Here is a 23,261-nt window from a genome sequence, read left to right on the forward strand (position 1 = left end):
AAAATGACGGAATTACTACCGAATTTATCAATATTGCTATTAATTTTAGTACGTGTTTCTGCATTTTTCGTCTCCGTCCCTTTATTTTCATATCGTACAATACCACCGCAAGTGCGCATTATATTGGCTGTCGCTTTAGCGTGGATGATGTATTATACGTTTAATATTGAGCCGTTTGAAATTAATGCTTTCTATTTGCTGCTCGTTTTAAAAGAGGCAATTATCGGGCTTATGCTGGGATTGGCCGCGATGATTATCGTTTCCGCTGTTCAAATAGCCGGCGGATTTATCGATTTCCAGATGGGGTTTGCGATGGCGAATATTATCGACCCGCAAACAGGTGCCCAGTCTCCGTTAATGGGGCAGTTTTTAAACTTTTTAATGCTTTTAGTATTGCTTTCAATAAATGGTCATCATCTTATTTTAGACGGGATTTTTTATAGTTATCAGTTTATGCCGATGGATCAGTTTTTCCCGAAGTTCGGTGAAGAAGGGACCGCACTGTTTATTATAAAAATATTTGTTTCTGTTTTTGCCATAGCATTTCAAATGTCAGCTCCAATAGTTGCAACATTATTTTTAGTAACGTTAGCGTTAGGGATTACAGGGAAAACGGTACCGCAAATGAATATATTTGTAATCGGATTCCCGATTAAAATTGCAGTAGGGTTTCTAGTATTGATGGTGACAATGGGTGTATTAGTAGGAGTTATGAAGGAGCTAATTGAATTTATGATTATTTCTTTACGTGACTTAATGGTTATTTTAGGTGGTGGCTAACATGGACAAAAAGCTATTGATCAACGTTGACCTTCAGTTTTTTGCAGGTGAAAAAACGGAAAAAGCAACACCGAAAAAGCGGCAGGATTCACGAAAAAAAGGACAAGTATTAAAAAGTCAGGATGTCACAGCCGCCGTATTACTGCTATTGTCATTTTTCTTCTTACTTTTCTTTGCACCATTTATGTACGAAGGAATGAGAGATTTTTTACTGCAAGCACTTAACCGCAATATGTTAATTGAAACGCTGAACGCTGAAACCGTAATGGACATGTATGTTGAATCCATTAAAGAGATGGCAATTATCGTTCTGCCGATTATGGTCATTGCCATCATTGCAGGTATTGGAGCTAACTTTTTTCAGTTTGGCTTACTTTTTACAACAGAGACATTAAAAATAGATTTAAAAAAAATGGATCCGATTAAAGGGATTAAAAAGATTATTTCTGTACGAGCGATCGTCAATTTAATTAAATCATTATTGAAAGTAACATTAATCGGGACCGTAACAACCGTTGTCATTATTATCTATTTGGAAGATGTATTATCGCTTGCTTTACATAGTCCGGCACAAATTTTGGCCACTGTAGCATACATGTCGGCAATCATGGGAATTGCCGCTTCAATTATGCTCGTATTCATTGCATTGTTTGACTATATTTATGAACGGTATGAATATGAAAAGCAATTGAAGATGTCAAAACAGGATGTTAAAGATGAGCATAAAAATGCAGAAGGCGACCCGCTGATCAAGTCGAAAATTAAACAGCGTCAACGGGAAATGGCAATGCGCAGAATGATGCAGGATGTACCAGCTGCAGATGTTGTCATTACAAACCCGACCCATTTTGCCATTGCACTAAAATACGATGAAGATATGATGGATGCACCGAAAGTTGTAGCAAAAGGAACCGATTTTGTTGCACAGAAAATTAAACTTATTGCAAAAGAACATGATGTCATTATGGTAGAAAATCGTCCGCTTGCCCGTGCGATGTATGACCAGGTTGAAATCGGCCAGGCTGTACCGGAAGAGTTTTTCAAAGCAGTTGCCGAAGTTCTTGCATATGTATACCGCATCAAACGCAAAATTTGACATAGAATTCAGGAGGGGCAACAATGCAAATACGCGACATAGGGGTTTTAGCTGCAGTGATTATGGTTGTAGCGATGCTCATTATCCCTCTTCCACATTGGCTACTCAGTTTTTTAATTATTATTAATATTACATTTGCTCTTCTCGTTTTACTAACTTCGATGAATATGAAAGAAGCACTCGATTTCTCGATTTTCCCTACTGTTATTCTATTATTAACGCTGTTCCGTCTGGCATTGTCTGTATCTACGACACGTGCTATTTTAGCGGAAGGTGACGCAGGTAAAGTAGTAGAGACATTTGGTAATTTCGTAACAGGCGGTAATATTTTAGTAGGTTTAGTTATTTTCTTATTACTAGTTATTATCCAGTTCATCGTTATTACTAAAGGTTCGGAACGTGTTGCGGAAGTTGCTGCGCGTTTTACTTTGGATGCGATGCCTGGTAAGCAAATGAGTATTGATGCAGATTTAAACGCCGGAATGATTTCGGAAAAGGAAGCGCGCGAACGCCGTGAAAAAGTATCCGGAGAGGCGGACTTCTACGGAGCGATGGATGGTGCAACGAAATTCGTTAAGGGTGATGCAATCGCCTCAATCATTATGGTTGGCATTAACTTACTGTTCGGTATGATCATCGGTATGCTACAGATGGAGCTAAGCTTCGGTGAAGCCGCATCGAAATATTCGATGCTGACAGTCGGTGACGGACTTGTATCGCAAATTCCGGCATTATTAATTTCCACTGCAACAGGTATTGTTGTAACACGTGCTGCTTCAAAAGGAAATCTAGGTTCAGATATTACAGCTCAGTTATTTGCACAATCCAAGCTTCTGTATGTAGCTGCAGGTACAATCCTTCTGCTCGGGTTATTCACACCGATTCCGGACTGGATTACAATTCCAATTGCGATCGCATTAGCGGCAGGCGCATTCTTAATGGATCGTAAAAAGGAAGAAACGCCGGAAGAGATTATGGAGTTCGAAGAGGAAGTTGCTTCTGATACGATGAAAAGTCCGGAAAATGTTATTAATTTATTGAATGTCGATCCGATAGAGTTCGAATTTGGCTACGGATTAATTCCGTTAGTGGATGCCGCGCAAGGTGGGGATTTACTGGACCGAGTAGTTATGATCCGTCGTCAGCTTGCTTTGGAGCTAGGGATTGTAATACCGATTGTCCGTATCCGTGACAATATCCAGCTGCAGCCAAATGAGTACCGGATTAAAATAAAGGGAAATGAAATGGCACGAGGTGAATTATTGCTGGATCATTATTTAGCAATGAGTCCAGGGGATGATAATTCGATCGATGGTATTGATACAATCGAGCCATCATTTGGATTACCTGCTAAGTGGATTACAGAAGCAGTAAAAGAGGATGCCGAAATGTTCGGCTATACAGTTGTCGATCCGCCAAGTGTTGTTTCGACACATTTAACCGAAATTATCCGTGCAAATGCGCACGATCTGCTTGGCCGTCAAGAGACGAAGCAGCTGATCGATCACTTACGCGAAACCCATGCGATTTTAGTGGACGATTTAATTCCAACACCATTATCAATAGGGGAAGTACAAAAAGTATTGGCAAAACTATTGCGTGAAAATGTTTCTATACGAAACTTGCCAATCATTTTTGAAACATTGGCAGATTACGCAAAGCTTACTAGTGATCCTGATATTTTAACAGAGTATGTGAGACAGGCGTTGGCTAGACAAATCACATCTCAATTTATTAATGGTCAACAAGCATTGAAAGTTATCACAGTATCTGCAAAAGTAGAAAAACTTGTAGCTGACAGCATACAGCAAACAGACCACGGAAACTATTTAGCAATGGATCCGCAGCAGTCGCAATTCGTATTGGAAGCTATTGCAAAAGAAGTGGAGCGTGTTTCCTATACAGAACAGTCGCCAATTATTTTATGTTCGCCAGCTGTGCGACTTTATATAAGACAGTTAACAGAACGTTATTTCCCGCAAGTACCGATTCTTTCATATAACGAATTGGATGCAGCCGTTGAAATTCAAAGTGTAGGGGTGGTGAATGTTGAATGAAGATGAAAAAATACAATGCACCTTCCATTGCTGAGGCAATGAAACAAATTCGCGCCGATTTAGGGGAAGATGCGGTTATTCTGAATTCGAAAGTCGTCGTGACGAAAAAGTTTTTCGGATTAGTAAAAAATAAAAGCTATGAAGTCGTGGCAGGATATGACCAATTGGAAAAGAAACCTTCATTGCCGTCTTTAGAAGACATTCCGACATTTGCGCCGCAAGTGAAGGAGGAAGGAATCCGCGAAGCAGCTTCGTCTGTGGAACAGCATAAAAAAGTTCCGCAAGGCGATTCTGCCAGCATGCCTGAAAACCTGATAAAAGAAATTGCCGATTTAAAATCGATGATGCAATCGATGCAACGTATGTCGGTACAATCTCAATATCCTGATGAACTCTTACCATTTATCGACTTTCTACGTGAGCAGGAACTTGGAGAGGAGCTTATCACAAAAATCAGTGATGAGCTTTTTATGTATTATAACGAGCATGGCAAGCAAATCACATGGAACGATATGCAGGAAGTTGCCAAAGACTATTTAAGAAAAGAATTGTATGACTTGCCGATCAGCGGAATTTCATATGAGAAAAAATACATTAATGTGTTAGGTCCAACAGGTGTTGGAAAAACGACAACGATTGCGAAAATGGCAGCACGCGCAGTCCTAGAAAAGAAAAAGAAAATCGGCTTTATTACGACAGACACGTATCGTATCGCAGCAATCGAACAATTGAAAACGTATGCTGCATTGCTGCAGGCACCTGTACAAATTGTTTATAATGCAACAGATTATGCTGAGGCGATTAAAAAGTTTGATCATTTGGATTTAATTTTTATTGATACGGCCGGAAGAAACTACAAAGAAGCGAAATATGTAGATGATTTAAAATCCTTAATACAATTTAGCGAACAAGTAGAATCCTACTTAGTTTTATCTTTAACGTCTAAGCAAAAAGACTTAGAGGCAATTATTGAACAATTTACGAACTTGCACATTGAAAAATTTATCTTTACGAAGCTTGATGAAACAAATTCTATTGGCACTATGTTTAATTTAATGATTAAATATAATAAAGGACTAGCTTATTATACAAATGGTCAAGAAGTACCAGAAGATATCGAACAACCAAATAGTGATAATTTACTAGAACTTTTCTTCAAGGAGAATTCGGATGAAAGATCAAGCTGAAAAACTGCGCCAGAAAATGCTGGAAAGTGAACATAAGCCTGGGCGATCAATTGCAGTTGTTAGTGGAAAAGGCGGAGTAGGTAAAAGTAACTTTACGACAAACTTCGCTACCCTTTTATCAAAAAGAGGGAAAAAGGTAGTCATTTTAGATATGGATATTGGCATGGGCAATGTACACATTCTCATAGGAAGTTCCGTGAAATACAGTTTAAAAGATTACCTCGATGGTCAAGTGGCACTTGAAGATGTTTTGTGCGAAACGAACGAAGGGGTAAGCTATATTTCCGGCGGTTCAGGTATGTCGTCGTTAATGGAGTGGTCTCCTGATGTTTTTGCTCGTCTAATCACGGCTTTCGAAACATTGCAGAAAAATTATGATTTTGTCTTATTTGATATGGGAGCGGGTGTTGTTAATTGGTCGCTCGATCTATTAACATCCATTGAAGAAATTATTGTTATTTCTACAGCGGAACCGACATCCATTATGGATGCTTATTCTATGATGAAATTTATCCATCTAAAAGACCCGATGAAGAAATTTTATCTGTTAGGCAATCGTGCATTTACAGTTGAGGAAGGGCAAGATACGACACAGCGTCTAAAAACAGTCATGCACCGTTTTTTAGAGAAGGAAGTATCGATTTTAGGCTCGTTGCCGGAAGATCCTGTAGTGCGTCAATCAGTACTTCAGCAAGCATTATTTACAGTGCTGTATCCTGATGCCCCCATTACAAAAACGATGGGGAAAATTGTTGAGCAATTTTTAACAACGCAGGCTGTAATGAAAGAAGTTCATGCAACAAACGAGTCTATGAAATTTATATCTAAATTAAAAAGCATCTTTTCGAGAGGGCGTGAGTAAATGAGCAACTTACAGAAAACCAAACTGCTAGTTGTTGATGATTCCGCCTTTATGCGGAAGCTAATAAGCGATTTTTTTTCGGATCATCGGCATATTGAAGTCATCGGGTCTGCACGTAATGGGAAAGACGCCATTAAAAAGATTGAGCAGCTTAAACCCGATGTCGTAACAATGGATGTGGAAATGCCGGAAATGAATGGGATGGAAGCGTTAAAAGAAATTATGCAAAAGTATCCATTGCCTGTCATTATGCTCTCAAGTACGACAAAGCGCGGAGCAGAAAATACATTAATGGCAATGGAGTACGGAGCAGTCGATTTTGTTGCTAAACCAAGCGGTTCCATTTCATTGGATTTACATAAAATTAAGGATGAACTTGTACGAAAAGTGGAAGGGGCATCTAAAGTAACGGTTTCAAAATTGAAAAAACCTTTCCGTAAATCGACAGTCGCAAATCAAGCGATCCGTCATCCTTTCAACAATCAAGAATCTAAAGTAAAAAGTTTGCTAAAGCCAACCGTCAACATCGATATACCGATAAAAAAGACGGAGTGGAGCAAAACTTCAAAGAAAATTATTTTAATCGGGACTTCAACTGGTGGTCCGAGGGCTTTACAGGAAGTCATTACGAAAATTCCCGCAAATGTGGGTGCTCCGATTTTAATCGTGCAGCATATGCCTGCAGGTTTTACAAAATCGTTGGCAGCAAGACTTGATCAGTTGAGTGAAATTCATGTGAAAGAAGCAGAACAAGGTGACCTGTTGCAAAAAGGAACGGCTTATATTGCACCGGGTGGCTATCATCTTAAATTAAGAAAAGTCGGGTCATCATTTGCTGTCGTACTCGACAATCAGGAACCGCCAAGAGCAGGCCATCGCCCGTCTGTTGATGTCATGTTTGAAGATGTCAGCCAGTATTCGGAGTTCGATAAAATTGCCGTTATTATGACGGGAATGGGCTATGACGGATCAAAAGGACTAGTCTCACTCAAAAAAACAGGGAATGTTATGGCTATTGCCGAGTCAGCAGAAACATGTATCGTATATGGAATGCCAAAAGCTGCCGTGGAAACGCAGCTTGTAGATGAAGTGGCGGATGTTGATGATATTGCCCAAACAATTATGAAATATATGCCTTAAAAAGGGGTGCCCTCTAAATGGAATTAAATCAATATTTGGAAATGTTCATTGAAGAAAGTAAAGAGCATTTACAAGCATGCAGTGAACACTTATTGGAATTGGAAAAAAATCCGGAAGATTTAACGATTGTCGGAGAGATTTTCCGTTCGGCACATACTTTAAAAGGTATGGCAGCAACAATGGGCTTTGAAGATTTAGCCGACTTAACACATAAAATGGAAAACATTTTAGATGCGATCCGCAACAGTAAAATTAAAGTGAACGCAGAAATTTTGGATGTCGTTTTCGAATCGGTGGATCATTTAGAAGAAATGGTATACGACATTGCAGATGGTGGTGACGGTAAACGCAATGTGCAAGCGACAGTGGAAAAGCTTAAGCGCATAGAAGCAGGTGAACCGGCAACTGCCGCTTCGGAAGAGCCAATTCCTGGTCAGGAAATTGCTGCTGCAATGGTAGCAAATGAATTTGAACAGCCAGCTGAAGCATTGGAAATAAAATTATCGTATGATGATTTTGAAAAAACGGTCATTCTGCAATCATCAGAACAAGAATTCAATGCATACGAAATTACAGTAGCTTTGCGTGAAGACTGTTTATTAAAAGCAGCTCGTGTATTCATGGTATTCGAAATACTGGAGAAAAACGGGGATGTCATCAAATCTTCGCCGACAGTAGACAAATTGGAAGAAGAACAGTTTGATAGTGAATTCCACGTTGCCTTTATTTCGAAAGAGCCAGCTGAAGATTTGCAAAAAATGCTGATGAAAGTCTCGGAAGTTGATCGTGTAGTGGTCAATAAAATAGACCGGGATGTGTTTGTTACAAAAACTACGGCAATCGAAGTGCCTGCAGAGGAAGTACAGCCACAGCCTGCAGTACAGGAAACGGTAACTGCCGTAGCTGAAGAACAGCCAAAAACAGCAGTGGCTAAAAACAATACTAGTAAATCTGGGCATGCATCGAGTAAGACGATTCGTGTAAATATTGAACGTTTGGATATATTGATGAACTTGTTTGAAGAGCTTGCAATTGATCGCGGTCGACTTTTATCAATCGCAGGTGAAGTGAATCACGGAGAACTAAATGAGACAGTAGAACGTATGAGCCGTACAATGGGGGATCTGCAAAATATCGTCTTAACAATGCGCATGGTTCCTGTAGACACAGTATTTAACCGTTTCCCGAAAATGGTTCGTCAATTGTCGCGTGATTTAAACAAAAAAATCGAGCTTAATATTGTCGGAGCAGAAACAGAGCTTGACCGTACAGTAATTGATGAAATTGGAGATCCGTTAGTTCACCTGATCCGCAACTCTGTCGATCATGGAATTGAAAGTCCGGAAGTACGCCGTGCAAAAGGGAAACCTGAAGAAGGAACGGTGGAACTTCGTGCTTATCATAGCGGGAACTATGTATTCATCGAGATTGAAGATGATGGAGCAGGGATTAACCGCGATAAGGTATTGGCAAAAGCGCTGTCTAAAGGAATTGTTACACATGAACAATCATTAACAATGACAGACAAGCAGATCAACGAGTTAATTATGGCATCCGGTTTCTCAACAGCTGATGTCATTTCGGATGTATCTGGCCGAGGTGTCGGTTTAGATGTTGTTAAAACAACGATTGAATCATTAGGCGGCAACATTTCGATTGAATCAACTCAAAATGTCGGGTCGGTCTTCTCAATTCAATTACCGCTGACATTGTCGATTATTTCAGTCATGCTCGTAGAAATTGAAAATGAAATATATGCAATTCCGTTATCATCTATTATTGAAACATCGATTATCCGTCAATCAGACATATTAAACGCACATAATCAAAAAGTAATCGATTTCCGTGGTAAAGTTGTGCCGCTTGTATTCCTGGAGGAAATTTTTGAAGTACCGCGTGCCGAACAAAAAGATGATGGCTTCCATTCAGTCGTAATCGTCCGCAAAGGCGATAAATTAGCTGGTTTAGTAGTCGATTCATTTATCGGTCAGCAGGAAATTGTGTTGAAATCATTAGGTAACTACTTAACGAATATTTTTGCGATTTCAGGTGCAACGATATTAGGAAACGGAAAAGTGGCGTTAATTGTAGACTGTAACGCACTGATGAAGTAAAAGGATAAGAGGTGTGAAGAATGACGAATGCAACAGAGCAAAAAAACTTGAAAGTAATTGTATTTCAATTAGCAGATAAAGAATATGCCATTCCTGTTTCGCACGTAAAGGGAATCGAAAAATTAATGCATATTACTCGTGTACCGAAAACAGAACGATATGTAAAAGGTGTTATTAACCTTCGGGGTGTTGTAACACCTGTCATCGATTTACGTGAACGTTTTGACTTGCCGGTTTCAGGTAACGAAGAAACAACTCGAATTATTATTATTACACTGGAAACGATGGAAGTCGGTTTTATTGTCGATTCAGCAAATGATGTTTTGGACATTGATGCATCTTCCATTGAACAGCAGCCTGAAGTGGTCGGCTCATTAGAAGAAGATTTTATCGCAGGTGTCGCAAAATTGGAAAACCGTTTATTAATTTTACTTCACTTAGATAAAGTATTAAATCCGATCGATTAATTTCAATGAATAATTTTCCGGGTAAGCCTCGCTTGCCTGGAATCTATTAAAGTAGGTATTGAAAATGAACTTTAGTGAAAAAATTACGTTGCTGCATTTAGATGTTTTAAAGGAAATCGGAAATATTGGTGCTGCACATGCGGCTACGGCATTATCGAATTTATTGGGAAAAAAGATCGATATGCGTGTACCCGACGTGAAGATGGCCTCGTTTAATGAAATGATGGAGCTCGCTGGCGGCTCGGAAAATGCTGTCGTCGGCATTTATCTTCGTATTGAAGGGGATGCACAAGGAAGCATGTTTTTCATTTTGCCGATTGAGCAGGCAAACCGATTTATTCGAAGTCTCATTCATGATGAATCTTTTGATTTTCACACACCGCCATATTCGGAAATTGGCTTATCGGCAATGCAGGAAATGGGCAATATTTTATCCGGCTCTTATTTATCCGCTTTATCCGACTTTACAGGTCTTAAAATCTATCCGACGGTACCTGGATTAAGTGTCGATATGTTTGGCGCAATTATTAGTATCGGACTTATTGAACTATCACAAGTTAGCGATACAGTCATCGTCATTAACACGTCCATATATGAAGAAGTCATGTCTGATGATGATGCAGTAAAGGGGCAGTTCTTCCTGTTACCTGAACCTGATTCATTTGAAGCGATTTTTAAAGCATTAGGAGTGCCTACGACATGATAGTTACACATTCAAGCGAAGTGATTAAAGTAGGTATTGCGCAAATGGATATCGTAAAAGTTCCTAAAACAATCCGTACGTCGGGTTTAGGTTCTTGTGTTGGTGCAGTCATTTACGACGATTCCAAAAAAGTTGCCGGTATGGTCCATGTCATGCTGCCGGATTCTAGTTTAAATCGGACGGCAACAATGAATGCCGCAAAATTTGCCGATACAGGAATTGCTGCTTTAGTTGATCTTTTAAAACAAGAAGGAGCACAACGCTTTAAGCTGAAGGCGAAAATTGCGGGCGGGGCGCAAATGTTCCAATTTACAGCAGATAAAGATTCCATGAGAATTGGGCCCAGAAATGTGGAAGCTGTAAAAGCGCAGTTAAAAGAACTGGGTATACCGCTTATTGCTGAAGATACTGGCGGCAACAGCGGTCGGACTATCGAGTTTAACCCTGAAACATGCATGCTTCAAGTACGGACCGTCAATAAAGGAGTGAGTGAAATTTAATGTTTGGTTCAATATTTTATAATTTTTGGGCAGCACTACTTTCATTCGCTGTTTATTTTATCGCTGCAATTCAAAATCCTTATGCGATGCCGCTGCCGACGATCGGCATAGCTTTGGTCATTGCTGTCATTGCATTTGGTTTAATGTTTCTTATCCGTTACTTCCTTGGATATGTATTTTATACACCGGAAGCACCTGTTTTGTCACAATCCGAAGAGGAACTTCCTGTAGTGGCGGAAAAGACGGATAAAACAAAGACTGTACCGCAAGGCGATCATACAACAATGGAAGTTGAAGATGAGAATACGGAAGAAATTGCGCAAGTCGTTCGTTCGATGCTTCAAAGCGATGAATCCCTTACACGGTAAAAGAGTCGTATATCCGGCTCTTTTTTATTTAGCAGAATATAAGGAAATACTGTGTCGAAATGCTGGATTAAATGTATATTAAAAGGCTTTTTGGTATAATAAACACAAATAATGTTACTTTTCTAATAAAGGGGTGGGTATGTTTGACAGAACAAAGGCATAGAGACGAACAATCATTATGGGTTCGTTGGACAAAGAACCGTGATCCCGAAGCAGGCGATTTATTAATAAAAAAGTTTAAACCACTCGTATCGTATCATGTACAGCGTATTGCTGTAGGGCTTCCGAAAAATATTTCCAGAGACGACCTGATGAGTCTTGGGATGATGGGGCTGTTTGATGCGTTAAATAAATTTGATATAAACCGAGATTTAAAATTTGATACGTATGCTTCATTCCGTGTGCGTGGCGCTATTCTTGATGGTTTACGTAAAGAGGACTGGCTCCCGAGATCGGCGCGTGAAAAAGCAAAGAAGCTGGAATCGCAAATCGAATCACTTGAGCAAAAGCTGATGCGCCATGCGACACCGGAAGAAGTTGCGGCACATATGAATTTGCCGGTCGAAGAAGTGTACCAAACTTTCCAGGAGCATTTTTTCTCGAATGTGCTGTCCATCAATGAACAGCTGGATCAGGAAGAATCGGAAGGCAAGTCCTTTGTTATCCGTGATGACAATACGAAAACACCCGAGCAGCAAACCGTTCATGTAGAGCTATTAGGCGATCTGGCTGAAAATATTAAAAAGCTGAATGAAAAAGAACAGCTTGTCATCAGTTTATTTTACTCGGAAGAATTAACATTAACAGAAATCGGCGAAATACTGGAACTGTCGACATCAAGAATTTCGCAAATCCACTCTAAAGCATTGTTTAAATTACGTAAATTATTGTCTTCGGAAATGATCAATACGTAAGGAGGCGGCGTTATGAGCTTAAAGGGACTGGAATTGCAGATTGCGATTCCAAAAACATTTGAGGCAGGCAAAATTGCGGATCAGCGTCAACAAAATACAATCCTGCAGCAAATGCATGCAAACGAAGCATTGAACAGGGAACTGGAACGCAAACAATTATCCGTCAATGAAACAGAGCATCTGAACGCAGTCAATGATAAGGATCAGGAAAAAGCTTCCCAAAACGGGGAAGAGCCAATGCAGGAACACAAGAAAAATAAGGAACAGCTAGATCAGAAAGTGCAGCACCCGTTTAAAGGGAATCTTTTTGATTTTAGTGGCTAGGAGCAGTCATCTATGATCGCAGTTATAATTACCTTATTTCTTATCCAGATGATTACGATTTTTGTAATTGTTCTTTTATATAGTAAGCTTTCTAAGTTTCAGAATTTAGAAAAGCGCCAAAATGAACTGATTAATGAAATGGACAATGCGATTAGTGTATATTTAATGGAGATGAAAGAAGAGAACGACCGGTTAATCAGTGAACTGAAAAAACCGAATGTTGCTCAAAAGACGGCAACATCCCGTAAAGAGGAGCCTTCGCTGACCTTAAAAGAGCAGCCGGTAAAAGAACAGGAAATGGAACCGCGCAAATTCGTACCGGTCAAGCAAGCAGCAAGTGCCTATCAAAAGCAAAAAACACAGCAGCATGCCGAAGAAAAAAACGATGAAGCAATCGTAAAAGCGGAACCACTTTCTGATGTAAATGATGTCCAGGAACAAAAAATGACGTTTGAGCAGCAAGTAATCCATCATTACCGCAATGGAAAAACAATTGAAGAAATTGCAAAAATGATGGAACGCGGGAAAACAGAAATAGAATTACTCGTAAAGTTTCATGCGTAAAGTAGTTGCACTTGAAAGTCTATTATGATATATTTACAAACGGTGTTAACAATACACACGTATTTTGATGTAGTAAGTGGTGCTCGTAAGTCTACGGGTAGCTTGTTGCAGATGAAAAATACGGAGGAAAAAAACCAAACATATTAGGAGGAAACACTCATGTCAGTAATTTCAATGAAACAATTACTAGAAGCTGGTGTACATTTCGGTCACCAAACTCGCCGTTGGAACCCAAAAATGAAGAAATATATCTTCGTAGAGCGTAACGGTATCTACATTATCGATTTACAAAAAACAGTTAAAAAATTAGAAGAAGCATACGATTTTATGCGTCAAGTTGGTCAAGACGGTGGTAAAGTTTTATTCGTAGGTACGAAAAAACAAGCACAAGAAGCGATCAAAGAAGAAGCTGAACGTTCTGGTAACTACTACATCAACCAACGTTGGTTAGGTGGTACTTTAACAAACTTCGGTACTATTCAAAAACGTGTACAACGTATGAAAGATATCGAAAAAATGGAAGAAGACGGTACTTTCGCTGTACTTCCTAAAAAAGAAGTAATCCAACTTAAAAAAGAGCACGAGCGCTTAGTTAAATTCTTAGGCGGTATCCGTGATATGAAAGCTATTCCGGACGTAATGTTCGTTGTAGACCCTCGTAAAGAGCGTATCGCAGTTGCAGAAGCAATCAAATTAAACATCCCTCTAGTTGGTATCGTAGACACTAACTGTGATCCAGATGAAATTGATTACGTAATCCCTGCAAACGACGATGCTATCCGCGCGGTTAAATTATTAACTGCTAAAATGGCTGACGCTTTATTAGAAGCTAAACAAGGTGAAGAAGAAGCTCCTGCAGTAGAAGAAGCTACAGCTGAGTAATTCACTGTTAGAAAAGGTGATAAGTGGATGAACCCCTTATCACCTTTTTTTGAGAAATGAATTTGAAGATGTATGAATCGTTGAAAAATAGCGGTTTATCGCTTAAAGTATGAAATAGTGTAAATAAATTTTTCATTATATTTAGGAGGAAACTCAACATGGCAAACATTACTGCACAATTAGTAAAAGAATTACGCGAAAAAACAGGCGCAGGTATGATGGACTGTAAAAAAGCATTAGTATCAACAGAAGGTGACATCGATGCTGCAATCGATTTCCTACGTGAAAAAGGTTTAGCTGCTGCTGGCAAAAAAGCTGACCGTATCGCTGCTGAAGGTACAACTTACATTTTAGAAAACGGTAATGAAGCGATTCTTTTAGAAGTAAACGCTGAAACAGACTTCGTTGCGAAAAACGACAAGTTCCAAATTTTAGTTTCTTCTTTAGCAGAGCAATTATTATCTGCTAAACCAGAATCAGTAGAAGCTGCTTTAGAATTAGAAAAAGACGGCGTGAAAATCGCTGACCAAATTTCTACAGCTACAGCTACAATCGGTGAAAAAATCTCATTACGTCGTTTCGAAATCAAAACAAAAACTGATGCAGATGCATTCGGTTCTTACTTACACATGGGCGGACGTATTGGTGTATTAGTAGTTCTTGAAGGTTCTACTGACGCTGCTGCTGCAAAAGATATCGCTATGCATATCGCTGCAATCAACCCAACTTACATTTCTCGTGACGAAGTTTCTGCTGACGAAGTTGAACGTGAGCGCAAAGTATTAACTGAGCAAGCGTTAAACGAAGGTAAACCAGAAAACATCGTAGCGAAAATGGTAGAAGGCCGTCTTGGTAAATACTTCGAAGACGTATGCTTATTAGACCAAGCTTTCGTTAAGAACTCAGATCAAAAAGTACGCGACTTCGTAAACTCATTAAATGCTACTGTAACAAGCTTCACTCGTTATGCTGTTGGTGAAGGTATCGAGAAGCGTGAAGATAACTTCGCTGAAGAAGTAATGAGCCAAGTTAAAGGTAACTAATTAAATTACAACTTAAATTAACATTAATTTAAGCAAACAGTAGGGAGCACCATTTGCGTGTTCCCTATTTTTAAAGAAATCTATTTTTGAATGAAGCGAAGTACGATACATAAAAACACAATCGTATTTCCTTTTAAATAAATGAGTAACGGAGGTCTACTATGGGTGTGTCAGAGTACAAACGAGTAGTTATTAAACTTAGCGGGGAAGCATTAGCTGGAGAATTAGGCTTCGGTTTCTCACCGGATGTTATTAAATCGATCGCTGCAGAAATTAAAGAAGTAATCGACTTAGGTGTAGAGGTCGCATTAGTTGTCGGCGGAGGCAACATTTGGCGCGGAAAAATCGGCGCTGAAATGGGAATGGAACGTGCCAATGCAGATTATATGGGTATGTTAGGAACAGTGATGAATGCACTTGCATTACAAGACTCACTGGAAAATCTGGGTGTTCCTACACGTGTTCAATCATCGATCGTTATGACACAAGTGGCAGAGCCATATATTCGACGTAAAGCAGTTCGTCATTTGGAAAAAGCACGTGTCGTAATCTTTGCTGCGGGAACAGGTAACCCATACTTCTCGACGGATACGACAGCAGCTTTACGTGCCGCAGAAATTAATGCAGATGCAATTTTAATGGCGAAAAATAATGTGGATGGCGTTTATTCGGCAGATCCAAAATTAGATTCTGAAGCAGTTAAGTATGACACACTTACGTATTTAGACGTTATTCAACAAGGTTTACAAGTAATGGATTCTACAGCTTCGACATTATGTATGGATAATGATATTAAGCTTGTCGTTTTCAACTTATCAGAACCAGGTAATATTAAACGTGCCGCATTAGGCGAAAAAATTGGAACAGTTGTTAGGAGAGATGCGTAATGACACAACAAGTATTAAATCAAGCAAAAGAAAAAATGACAAAATCAATTAATGCTTTCTCACGTGAATTAGCTTCAATTCGTGCAGGTGTAGCAAATGCTTCACTATTGGATCGTATTACGGTGGACTACTACGGTTCTCCAACGCCGATCAACCAAATGGCAGGTATTTCAGTACCGGAAGCACGCCTTTTAGTTATCCAGCCTTATGATAAATCAATCTTAGGCGAAATCGAAAAAGCAATTATGCGTTCAGATATCGGCATCACACCGACAAATGACGGAAATGTCATTCGTTTAGCTGTACCGGCATTAACTGAAGAGCGCCGTAAAGAATTAGTAAAACAGGTGAAAAAAGAATCAGAAGACGCAAAAGTAGCTGTACGTAACGTGCGCCGTGATGCAAACGATGACCTGAAAAAATTAGAAAAGAACGGTGAAATCACAGAAGACGAATTACGCGGCTTCAACGATGACATCCAAAAACTAACTGACAGCTCAATCGTTAAAATCGAGGAGTTAGTGAAAGAAAAAGAAAAAGAAATTTTAACAGTTTAATTTTAAGGATATTTTATGAAACGGGTCGATTGGAATGAAGGGGAGGCGACTCCAGCGGGAACAGCACGAGCGAGAGACTACAGGCTCGAGCCGTGCCCGCGGAAAGCGTCCGACCCGCAATGGATATCAACACGGAAGTTAATAAGATAATACTTGATTTTTTATAATTTTGTTTCGCGCTGGTGGATCACATTAGCGCGAAATCTTTTTCTGACGATGTATGAACTTTACATGGATTAAAACGTCCTGCTAATAAGGACGTTTTTTTTACAATAATAGATAAATTTTAAATTTGTTAGGGAAATATAGCTGTAGCAAAAAAACATGCACATGAACCCGTTCCCCCTAATTGAAAGTATAAATTGTGGAAAAAATACATATGAAAGATTAAAAGAAGCACAATTATTCTTTAAGATACTAAAGAAGTTCATTATATAAAAAGGACAGGCTATCCCTTTTTTGATATGATAAAAAGGGAAGCAGTCCGATCTGTGCAGTTGGGGGTATTAACTATGTTTAAAAAACTTTTTGGGAAAAATACAAATAAAGAACAGTCATTCGGTAGTGAAAATGTGGACTTAGTTAAGGGAGAGGATATCCCTACCCATATTGCAATTATTATGGACGGAAATGGACGTTGGGCGAAAAAGCGTTCAATGCCACGAGTTGCAGGGCATCATGAAGGAATGAAAAACGTTCGAAAAATAACACGTTGCGCTTGTGATTTAGGAGTAGAAGTATTGACGCTCTATGCGTTTTCAACGGAAAACTGGAAGCGTCCTAAATCAGAAGTAGAATTTTTAATGCGTTTACCAGAGCAATTTTTAAATTCCTTTTTACCGGAGCTGATGGAGCGAAATATTAAAGTAGAAATGATTGGTGTGATGGATTCATTGCCAGACTATACACAATCTGCTTTAAGAAAGGCGATGGAAGCGACTGCAGGGAATACAGGATTAGTATTAAACTTTGCGATGAATTACGGTGGGCGTGCTGAAATTGTAATGGCGATGCAACAGCTTCTGAAAGAGGTAGAAGCAGGAAATCTTACAATTGATGAATTAAATGAACAACATATTTCCCAGTATGTAATGACGGCTCATTTACCTGAACCCGATTTATTAATTCGTACGAGTGGTGAAGTGCGCATAAGTAACTTTATGCTATGGCAGCTTGCCTATACGGAATTTTGGTTCACTGATACGCATTGGCCAGATTTTGATGAAGCATGTTTAAAAGAGGCAATCTCTGTGTATCAAAACCGTAACCGCCGTTATGGAGGGCTGAAAGGAGAAGGAACAAATTGAAACAACGCATCATTACCGGAGTAATTGCTGCAGCATTATTTATTCCATTCGTAATTTATGGAGGAACACCATTTGCGATTTTAATGAGTATCATCGCAATCATTGGTTTCTATGAATTGCTGAAAATGAAAGGAATTTCAATTGCATCTGTTCCAGGTATTATTGGTACACTTGCATTATTAGTATTGGTTGTACCAAATGATTGGTCACTGAATATCGCTGAGTTTTTTCAATATGATTCAATATTGATGATCGTGTACGGAATCGCGATACTGTTATTGATTTATATTGTACTTGTAAAAAATAAAATGACGTTTGATGAAATTGGTTTTATATTGTTAGGGGCACTTTATGTTGGGCTTGGATTCCATTATTTTATCGAAACACGTTTTATCGGACTGGAATATGTCGTCTTTGTATTGTTAGTCGTATGGACTACAGATTCCGGTGCCTATTTTGTAGGACGTAAATTAGGGAAAAATAAATTATGGCCGGAAATTTCGCCGAAGAAAACAGTGGAAGGCTTTGTTGGCGGGATTGTTATTGCAGTTATTTTCGCAATTGCCATGCAGCTCATCTATCCTTTTGCATCAAGCTGGCTGCAATTAATCGTTGTGACAATAATTGCATCGATCATTGGACAAATGGGTGATTTAGTCGAATCGGCTATTAAACGTCATTATGGTGTAAAAGATTCAGGCAATATTCTTCCGGGACACGGCGGCATATTGGACCGTTTTGACAGTTTATTATTTGTCGTACCATTACTGCATTTTTTACATTTCTTTTCCTAGGACATAGAAGGGACGTATCATTGTGAAAAAAATTAGTTTATTAGGTGCAACAGGTTCCATCGGATGGCAAACCTTTGATATTTTACTTGCGAATCCGAATGAATTTAAGCTTGTTGCATTTTCAGCCGGACAAAATATTGAAAAGTCCCGCGAAATTATAAAAAAACTTCAACCAGAATTAGTTTCAATGCAAACAGAGGAAGCGGCAGGCGCTTTACAAAAAGAATTCCCGCATGTTTCCTTTACATATGGCGAAAAGGGATTGGTCGATGTAGCGACACATCCGGATTCGACAGTGCTTATCAATGCAGTATTAGGCAGCGTTGGACTGGAGTCGACACTTGCTGCGATCCGTATGGGAAAAACGATTGCCATTGCTAACAAAGAAACACTTGTAACAGCAGGCCATCTTGTAATGGCAGAAGCGAAAAAATACAATGCCCCGATCTTACCGGTGGACAGTGAGCATTCAGCTATTTTCCAATCGATGAATGGCGAAAACAAAAAGCGTATCGAGCGCATTATTTTAACGGCATCCGGTGGTTCATTCCGCGATAGAACAAGGGATGAGCTAGTAGGTGTAACAGTTAAAGACGCTCTAAATCATCCGAACTGGTCAATGGGAGCCAAAATTACGATTGACTCAGCAACCATGATGAATAAAGGGCTTGAAGTTATTGAGGCACATGTACTGTTTGATATGCCTTATGACAACATCGACGTATTGCTGCACCGTGAAAGCATCATTCACTCGATGGTGGAATATGAAGATACAAGTGTCATCGCACAGCTCGGTACGCCGGATATGCGTGTACCGATTCAATATGCACTTAGCTACCCGGACCGTTTACCGCTAGCAAATGGCCAACGTTTAAATTTGGCCCAAATTGGACAGCTTCATTTTAAGGAAGTGGATTTTGACCGTTTCCGCGCATTAAAGCTTGCTTATGATGCAGGACGTATGGGCGGGACAATCTTAACGGCAATGAACGCGGCAAACGAAGCAGCCGTTGCATTGTTTTTACAAGAAAAAATTACTTTTTTAGAAATTGAAGAATGTATTGAGCGAATTATGAATAGTCATAACAATATCGCTTTGCCAGATTTAGCAACTATTTTACATGTAGACAGTGAAACGAGAAAAACAGTCGCAAGCATGGTAAAATAGTAAAGTGTGAAAAACGGACGTGAAGAACGAAAAGGAGGACATCCCTTTTTGTACAAGCAGTGCCTTTTTTCAAGAGCTTGATTGCTAGAAAAGATTGAGCGAAATAATATTCGGCTCAGTTCCAATGAAGGTGGGAGATTATGCAAACAGTTATAGCCTTTATTTTAATTTTTGGCTCACTCGTTTTTTTCCATGAGCTAGGTCACTTCTTATTTGCAAAGAAAGCAGGCATTATGGTGCGTGAATTTGCGATTGGTATGGGACCGAAGATTTTTGGGATGACGAAAGGTGAAACAGTCTATACGCTACGATTATTACCGATTGGCGGTTATGTAAGAATGGCCGGCGAAGATACCGATACGGTAGAACTGCAGCCTGGTTACCGCGTAGCTTTAATAACGAACGAAGAAAATATTGTAGAAAAAATCATTCTCAACCAAAAAACACATTACCAAAACGTCATCTTTTTAGAAGTAGAGCGTGCGGATTTAGAACGTGAACTTTGGATTGAAGGTTACGATGAGGATGACCAGTTCATTCGCTACAATGTATCACGTACAGCAAGCATCGTTGAAAATGGTACGGAGCAGATGATTGCGCCGCTTGATCGCCAATTTAATTCGAAATCTGTTGGCGCTCGTGCGATGGCGATTTTCGCAGGTCCATTATTCAACTTTATTTTAGCGTTTTTCATCTTCCTGATAATCGGGCTTATTCAAGGGATTCCTTCAGATGAACCGATTATTGCCGAAGTTGTGGACGATTCTGTTGCGAGCAGTGCTGGATTGGTCGATGGCGATAAAGTTGTCAAGGTGAACGGACAGTCGATTTCAACTTGGGAGCAATTATCAGAACAAATTTTCAATAACCCGAACAAAGCCGTAACATTCGAAGTTGAACGTGAAACGGGCAATGAAATAATTGAACTTACACCGAAAGCTGTGGAACAAGAAGGTGGCCAACCGTACGGACAAATCGGTGTTATGCGCTCCATTGAAAAAAATCCAATACAAGCCGTAGTGTATGGTGTGGAAGAAACGTATAACATGATTATTACGATCGGAACACTTGTCGGAAAACTGGTTACCGGCCAATTCTCGATTGATGCATTATCAGGCCCGGTAGGAATTTATAAAACAACTGAAACAGTTGTCACTTTCGGTTTATATAATATTCTATACTTTGCGGCAATGCTGAGCGTCAACTTAGGGATTATGAACTTGTTACCATTACCAGCACTTGATGGTGGCCGTTTACTTTTCTTCGCTGTGGAAGCAGTAAGAGGAAAACCGATCGACCGCCAAAAAGAAGGTATGGTTCACTTCGTCGGAATACTCCTCCTGATGATCTTAATGGTCGTCGTAACATGGAACGATATCCAGCGATTCTTCTTCTAAATATTTATTAAGATGATTTTACTAAATGGTAAGCACGTTGATTGGAATGAAGGGGAGGCGACTCCTGCGGGAATAGCGTGACGCCTGAGACTACAGGCTCAGGCCACGCCCGCGGAAAGCGTCCGACCCGTAATGGAAATCAACACCATGTCAGATGTAGAATCTCTTTTAAACAAAATACGTTTTAAAATGGCAGCTTTGAGCGTTTTGTATGAATAATACTAGCGTTCAAAGCTAAATTTGATTAGTATTATAGAAGTAGCAATTTAAATAAAAAAGGTGGCACTATTTATGAAACAGACCAAAACGTTTATCCCTACTTTAAGGGAAAATCCATCCGATGCCGACGTGAAATCGCATCGCATGCTATTGCGTGCAGGATTTATCCGTCAAAATGCAGCCGGAGTATATTCATACTTACCATTAGCGCGCAAAGTATTAGCAAAAATCGAACAAATCATCCGTGAAGAAATGGAAGCAATCAATTCAATCGAGCTATTAATGCCTGCATTACAACCAGCAGAGCTATGGCAGGAATCAGGTCGCTGGGAAGCATACGGTCCAGAACTTATGCGTTTAAAAGACCGTCATGACCGTGACTTCGCTTTAGGTGCTACTCATGAAGAAGTGATTACAACTTTAGTGCGTGATGAAATTAAATCATACAAAAAATTACCGTTAACACTTTATCAAATCCAAAGTAAATTCCGTGATGAAAAACGCCCACGCTTCGGCTTACTGCGCGGTCGCGAATTCATTATGAAAGATGCTTATTCTTTCCACTCATCACGTGAATCACTTGATGCAACATACGATGATATGTACCAAGCATATTCAAACATCTTCACGCGTCTTGGCCTGAACTTCCGTGCCGTAATTGCGGATGCAGGTACAATTGGCGGTAAAGGTACACACGAATTCATGGTCCTTTCTGAAATCGGGGAAGATACAATCGCTTATTCGGATACATCGGATTATGCGGCAAACATCGAAATGGCTGAAGTTGTTGTAGAATATACAGCACCGACAACACCGATGAAAGACATTGAAAAGATTGAAACACCAGATCAAAAAACAATTGAAGAAGTATCGGCATTTTTAAATGTGGAACCTTCAAATGTGATCAAATCACTAGTTTTTGATATTGATGGTGAGCTGGTTGTTGTTTTAGCGCGCGGTGACCACGAAATTAACGATATTAAACTGAAGAATGCATTAGGTGCTACATCTGTAGAATTGGCAGAAGACGCAGCAATTAAAGAATTACTAGGCTGTACACCAGGTTCAATCGGCCCTGTGAAATTGCCGGTGAATGTAAAAGTTATTGCGGATAATGCAATCAAATCAATCCGTAACGGTGTTGCAGGTGCAAACGAAGATGGCTTCCACTTATTAAATGTTAACCCTGAGCGCGACTTCGCGATCAGCTCTTATGAAGACATCCGTTTCATCCAACAAGGTGACCCATCTCCGGACGGTCAAGGTATCATTAAGTTTGCTGAAGGTATTGAAGTTGGACATATTTTCAAATTAGGTACAACTTATTCAGAAAAACTAAATGCAACATTCCTTGATGAGCAAGGTAAAGCACAACCATATATTATGGGATGCTACGGTATCGGGGTTTCTCGTATACTTGCTGCAGTTGCAGAACATTTCCAAGATGAAAACGGATTTGTATGGCCTGCACAATTAGCGCCATATGACTTACAACTAGTGCCAGTCAATGCAAAAGACGAAGCACAAGTTCAATTAGCGGACGAGCTTTATGGTGTATTGAAATCATACCGCTACGAAGTGTTATATGATGACCGTGCAGAACGTGCCGGCGTAAAATTTGCGGATGCAGATTTAATCGGTTTACCTGTTCGTATTACAGTAGGTAAAAAAGCTTCAGAAGGTCTTGTGGAAGTGAAATTCCGTTCAACAGGCGAATCTGCAGAATGGGCGAAAGAAGAAGTAGTCGATCGCTTAAACGAATATTTCCGCCAAAACTAGTAACGATTAAGATAGAGAGAACGGGAAAGTACAATCTTTTATGTACTTTCTTTTCTTTTTCATTGGAAGTGTAGGGGCTATTTTTTATCGATAGGGTTGGTTTGGATGAATAACGGGATTCATTCCGCTTATTTTAAATAAAGTGGAGCATT

At 39.6% G+C, this 23,261-nt stretch carries 23 protein-coding genes; all 23 read left to right on the top strand.

Annotated elements, in window-relative coordinates; all coding sequences use genetic code 11:
• Window positions 1–3 precede the first annotated feature (3 nt).
• Window positions 4–780 carry a flagellar biosynthetic protein FliR gene (gene fliR / locus B5473_RS11460; RefSeq protein ID WP_079525232.1) on the top strand — a complete coding sequence of 259 codons (777 nt, stop codon included), beginning with the start codon at window positions 4–6 and terminating at the stop codon, window positions 778–780.
• Window position 781: 1 nt separating this feature from the next.
• Entirely contained in the window at window positions 782–1,876 is a 1,095-nt protein-coding gene (flhB, locus tag B5473_RS11465) for a flagellar biosynthesis protein FlhB (protein ID WP_079525234.1), read from the top strand.
• Between the two features lie 23 nt (window positions 1,877–1,899).
• Window positions 1,900–3,933 carry a flagellar biosynthesis protein FlhA gene (gene flhA, locus B5473_RS11470; protein ID WP_079525236.1) on the top strand — a complete coding sequence of 678 codons (2,034 nt, stop codon included), beginning with the start codon at window positions 1,900–1,902 and terminating at the stop codon, window positions 3,931–3,933.
• Window positions 3,930–5,120 carry a flagellar biosynthesis protein FlhF gene (gene flhF, locus B5473_RS11475; protein WP_079525238.1) on the top strand — a complete coding sequence of 397 codons (1,191 nt, stop codon included), beginning with the start codon at window positions 3,930–3,932 and terminating at the stop codon, window positions 5,118–5,120. Before flhA ends, flhF begins: the two co-directional genes overlap by 4 nt.
• Window positions 5,104–5,982, top strand: coding sequence for a MinD/ParA family protein (locus B5473_RS11480; protein ID WP_079525240.1), 879 nt, complete (start codon window positions 5,104–5,106; stop codon window positions 5,980–5,982). Before flhF ends, B5473_RS11480 begins: the two co-directional genes overlap by 17 nt.
• Window positions 5,983–7,122 carry a protein-glutamate methylesterase/protein-glutamine glutaminase gene (locus B5473_RS11485; RefSeq protein WP_079525242.1) on the top strand — a complete coding sequence of 380 codons (1,140 nt, stop codon included), beginning with the start codon at window positions 5,983–5,985 and terminating at the stop codon, window positions 7,120–7,122. It abuts the gene before it with no gap.
• Between the two features lie 17 nt (window positions 7,123–7,139).
• Window positions 7,140–9,236, top strand: a complete 2,097-nt coding sequence (locus B5473_RS11490; RefSeq protein ID WP_079525244.1) for a chemotaxis protein CheA — start codon at window positions 7,140–7,142, stop codon at window positions 9,234–9,236.
• 20 nt (window positions 9,237–9,256) lie between these two features.
• The gene (locus B5473_RS11495; RefSeq protein WP_079525246.1) at window positions 9,257–9,703 is read left to right on the top strand and encodes a chemotaxis protein CheW; all 447 of its coding nucleotides are present in this window, start codon (window positions 9,257–9,259) and stop codon (window positions 9,701–9,703) included.
• Window positions 9,704–9,767: 64 nt separating this feature from the next.
• The gene (locus B5473_RS11500; protein WP_079525248.1) at window positions 9,768–10,406 is read left to right on the top strand and encodes a chemotaxis protein CheC; all 639 of its coding nucleotides are present in this window, start codon (window positions 9,768–9,770) and stop codon (window positions 10,404–10,406) included.
• On the top strand, window positions 10,403–10,906 hold the full coding sequence (locus tag B5473_RS11505) for a chemotaxis protein CheD (RefSeq protein WP_079525250.1): 504 nt from the start codon (window positions 10,403–10,405) through the stop codon (window positions 10,904–10,906). The genes B5473_RS11500 and B5473_RS11505 overlap by 4 nt, the downstream gene beginning before the upstream one ends.
• Complete coding sequence (locus B5473_RS11510; RefSeq protein WP_079525254.1) at window positions 10,906–11,274, top strand: multidrug transporter; 369 nt, start codon at window positions 10,906–10,908, stop codon at window positions 11,272–11,274. The genes B5473_RS11505 and B5473_RS11510 overlap by 1 nt, the downstream gene beginning before the upstream one ends.
• A 143-nt stretch (window positions 11,275–11,417) precedes the next feature.
• On the top strand, window positions 11,418–12,188 hold the full coding sequence (locus B5473_RS11515) for a FliA/WhiG family RNA polymerase sigma factor (protein ID WP_079525256.1): 771 nt from the start codon (window positions 11,418–11,420) through the stop codon (window positions 12,186–12,188).
• A gap of 12 nt (window positions 12,189–12,200) precedes the next feature.
• Window positions 12,201–12,512, top strand: a complete 312-nt coding sequence (locus B5473_RS11520) for an RNA polymerase subunit sigma (RefSeq protein ID WP_079525258.1) — start codon at window positions 12,201–12,203, stop codon at window positions 12,510–12,512.
• A gap of 12 nt (window positions 12,513–12,524) precedes the next feature.
• Window positions 12,525–13,076 (top strand): hypothetical protein, encoded by a 552-nt coding sequence (locus tag B5473_RS11525; protein ID WP_079525260.1) that lies wholly within the window; start codon window positions 12,525–12,527, stop codon window positions 13,074–13,076.
• A gap of 159 nt (window positions 13,077–13,235) precedes the next feature.
• Window positions 13,236–13,958, top strand: coding sequence for a 30S ribosomal protein S2 (gene rpsB / locus B5473_RS11530; RefSeq protein WP_079525262.1), 723 nt, complete (start codon window positions 13,236–13,238; stop codon window positions 13,956–13,958).
• 158 nt (window positions 13,959–14,116) lie between these two features.
• Window positions 14,117–15,001, top strand: a complete 885-nt coding sequence (gene tsf / locus B5473_RS11535; RefSeq protein WP_079525264.1) for a translation elongation factor Ts — start codon at window positions 14,117–14,119, stop codon at window positions 14,999–15,001.
• Window positions 15,002–15,162: 161 nt separating this feature from the next.
• Window positions 15,163–15,888: a UMP kinase gene (gene pyrH / locus B5473_RS11540; RefSeq protein ID WP_079525266.1), complete on the top strand. Its 726-nt coding sequence runs from the start codon at window positions 15,163–15,165 to the stop codon at window positions 15,886–15,888.
• The gene (gene frr / locus B5473_RS11545; protein ID WP_079525268.1) at window positions 15,888–16,445 is read left to right on the top strand and encodes a ribosome recycling factor; all 558 of its coding nucleotides are present in this window, start codon (window positions 15,888–15,890) and stop codon (window positions 16,443–16,445) included. The genes pyrH and frr overlap by 1 nt, the downstream gene beginning before the upstream one ends.
• 512 nt (window positions 16,446–16,957) lie before the next feature.
• On the top strand, window positions 16,958–17,752 hold the full coding sequence (locus tag B5473_RS11550) for an isoprenyl transferase (RefSeq protein ID WP_079525271.1): 795 nt from the start codon (window positions 16,958–16,960) through the stop codon (window positions 17,750–17,752).
• A complete protein-coding gene (locus tag B5473_RS11555) occupies window positions 17,749–18,546 on the top strand; it encodes a phosphatidate cytidylyltransferase (RefSeq protein ID WP_079525274.1) in 798 nt (265 codons plus the stop codon). Before B5473_RS11550 ends, B5473_RS11555 begins: the two co-directional genes overlap by 4 nt.
• Before the next feature lie 22 nt (window positions 18,547–18,568).
• Window positions 18,569–19,714, top strand: a complete 1,146-nt coding sequence (dxr, locus tag B5473_RS11560) for a 1-deoxy-D-xylulose-5-phosphate reductoisomerase (protein WP_079525276.1) — start codon at window positions 18,569–18,571, stop codon at window positions 19,712–19,714.
• 140 nt (window positions 19,715–19,854) lie between these two features.
• Window positions 19,855–21,111 carry an RIP metalloprotease RseP gene (gene rseP, locus B5473_RS11565; RefSeq protein WP_079525278.1) on the top strand — a complete coding sequence of 419 codons (1,257 nt, stop codon included), beginning with the start codon at window positions 19,855–19,857 and terminating at the stop codon, window positions 21,109–21,111.
• 291 nt (window positions 21,112–21,402) lie between these two features.
• On the top strand, window positions 21,403–23,109 hold the full coding sequence (locus B5473_RS11570; protein ID WP_079525280.1) for a proline--tRNA ligase: 1,707 nt from the start codon (window positions 21,403–21,405) through the stop codon (window positions 23,107–23,109).
• Window positions 23,110–23,261: the final 152 nt, after the last annotated feature.

It is taken from the genome of Solibacillus isronensis (genome assembly GCF_900168685.1).
Lineage (GTDB): Bacteria > Bacillota > Bacilli > Bacillales_A > Planococcaceae > Solibacillus > Solibacillus isronensis_A.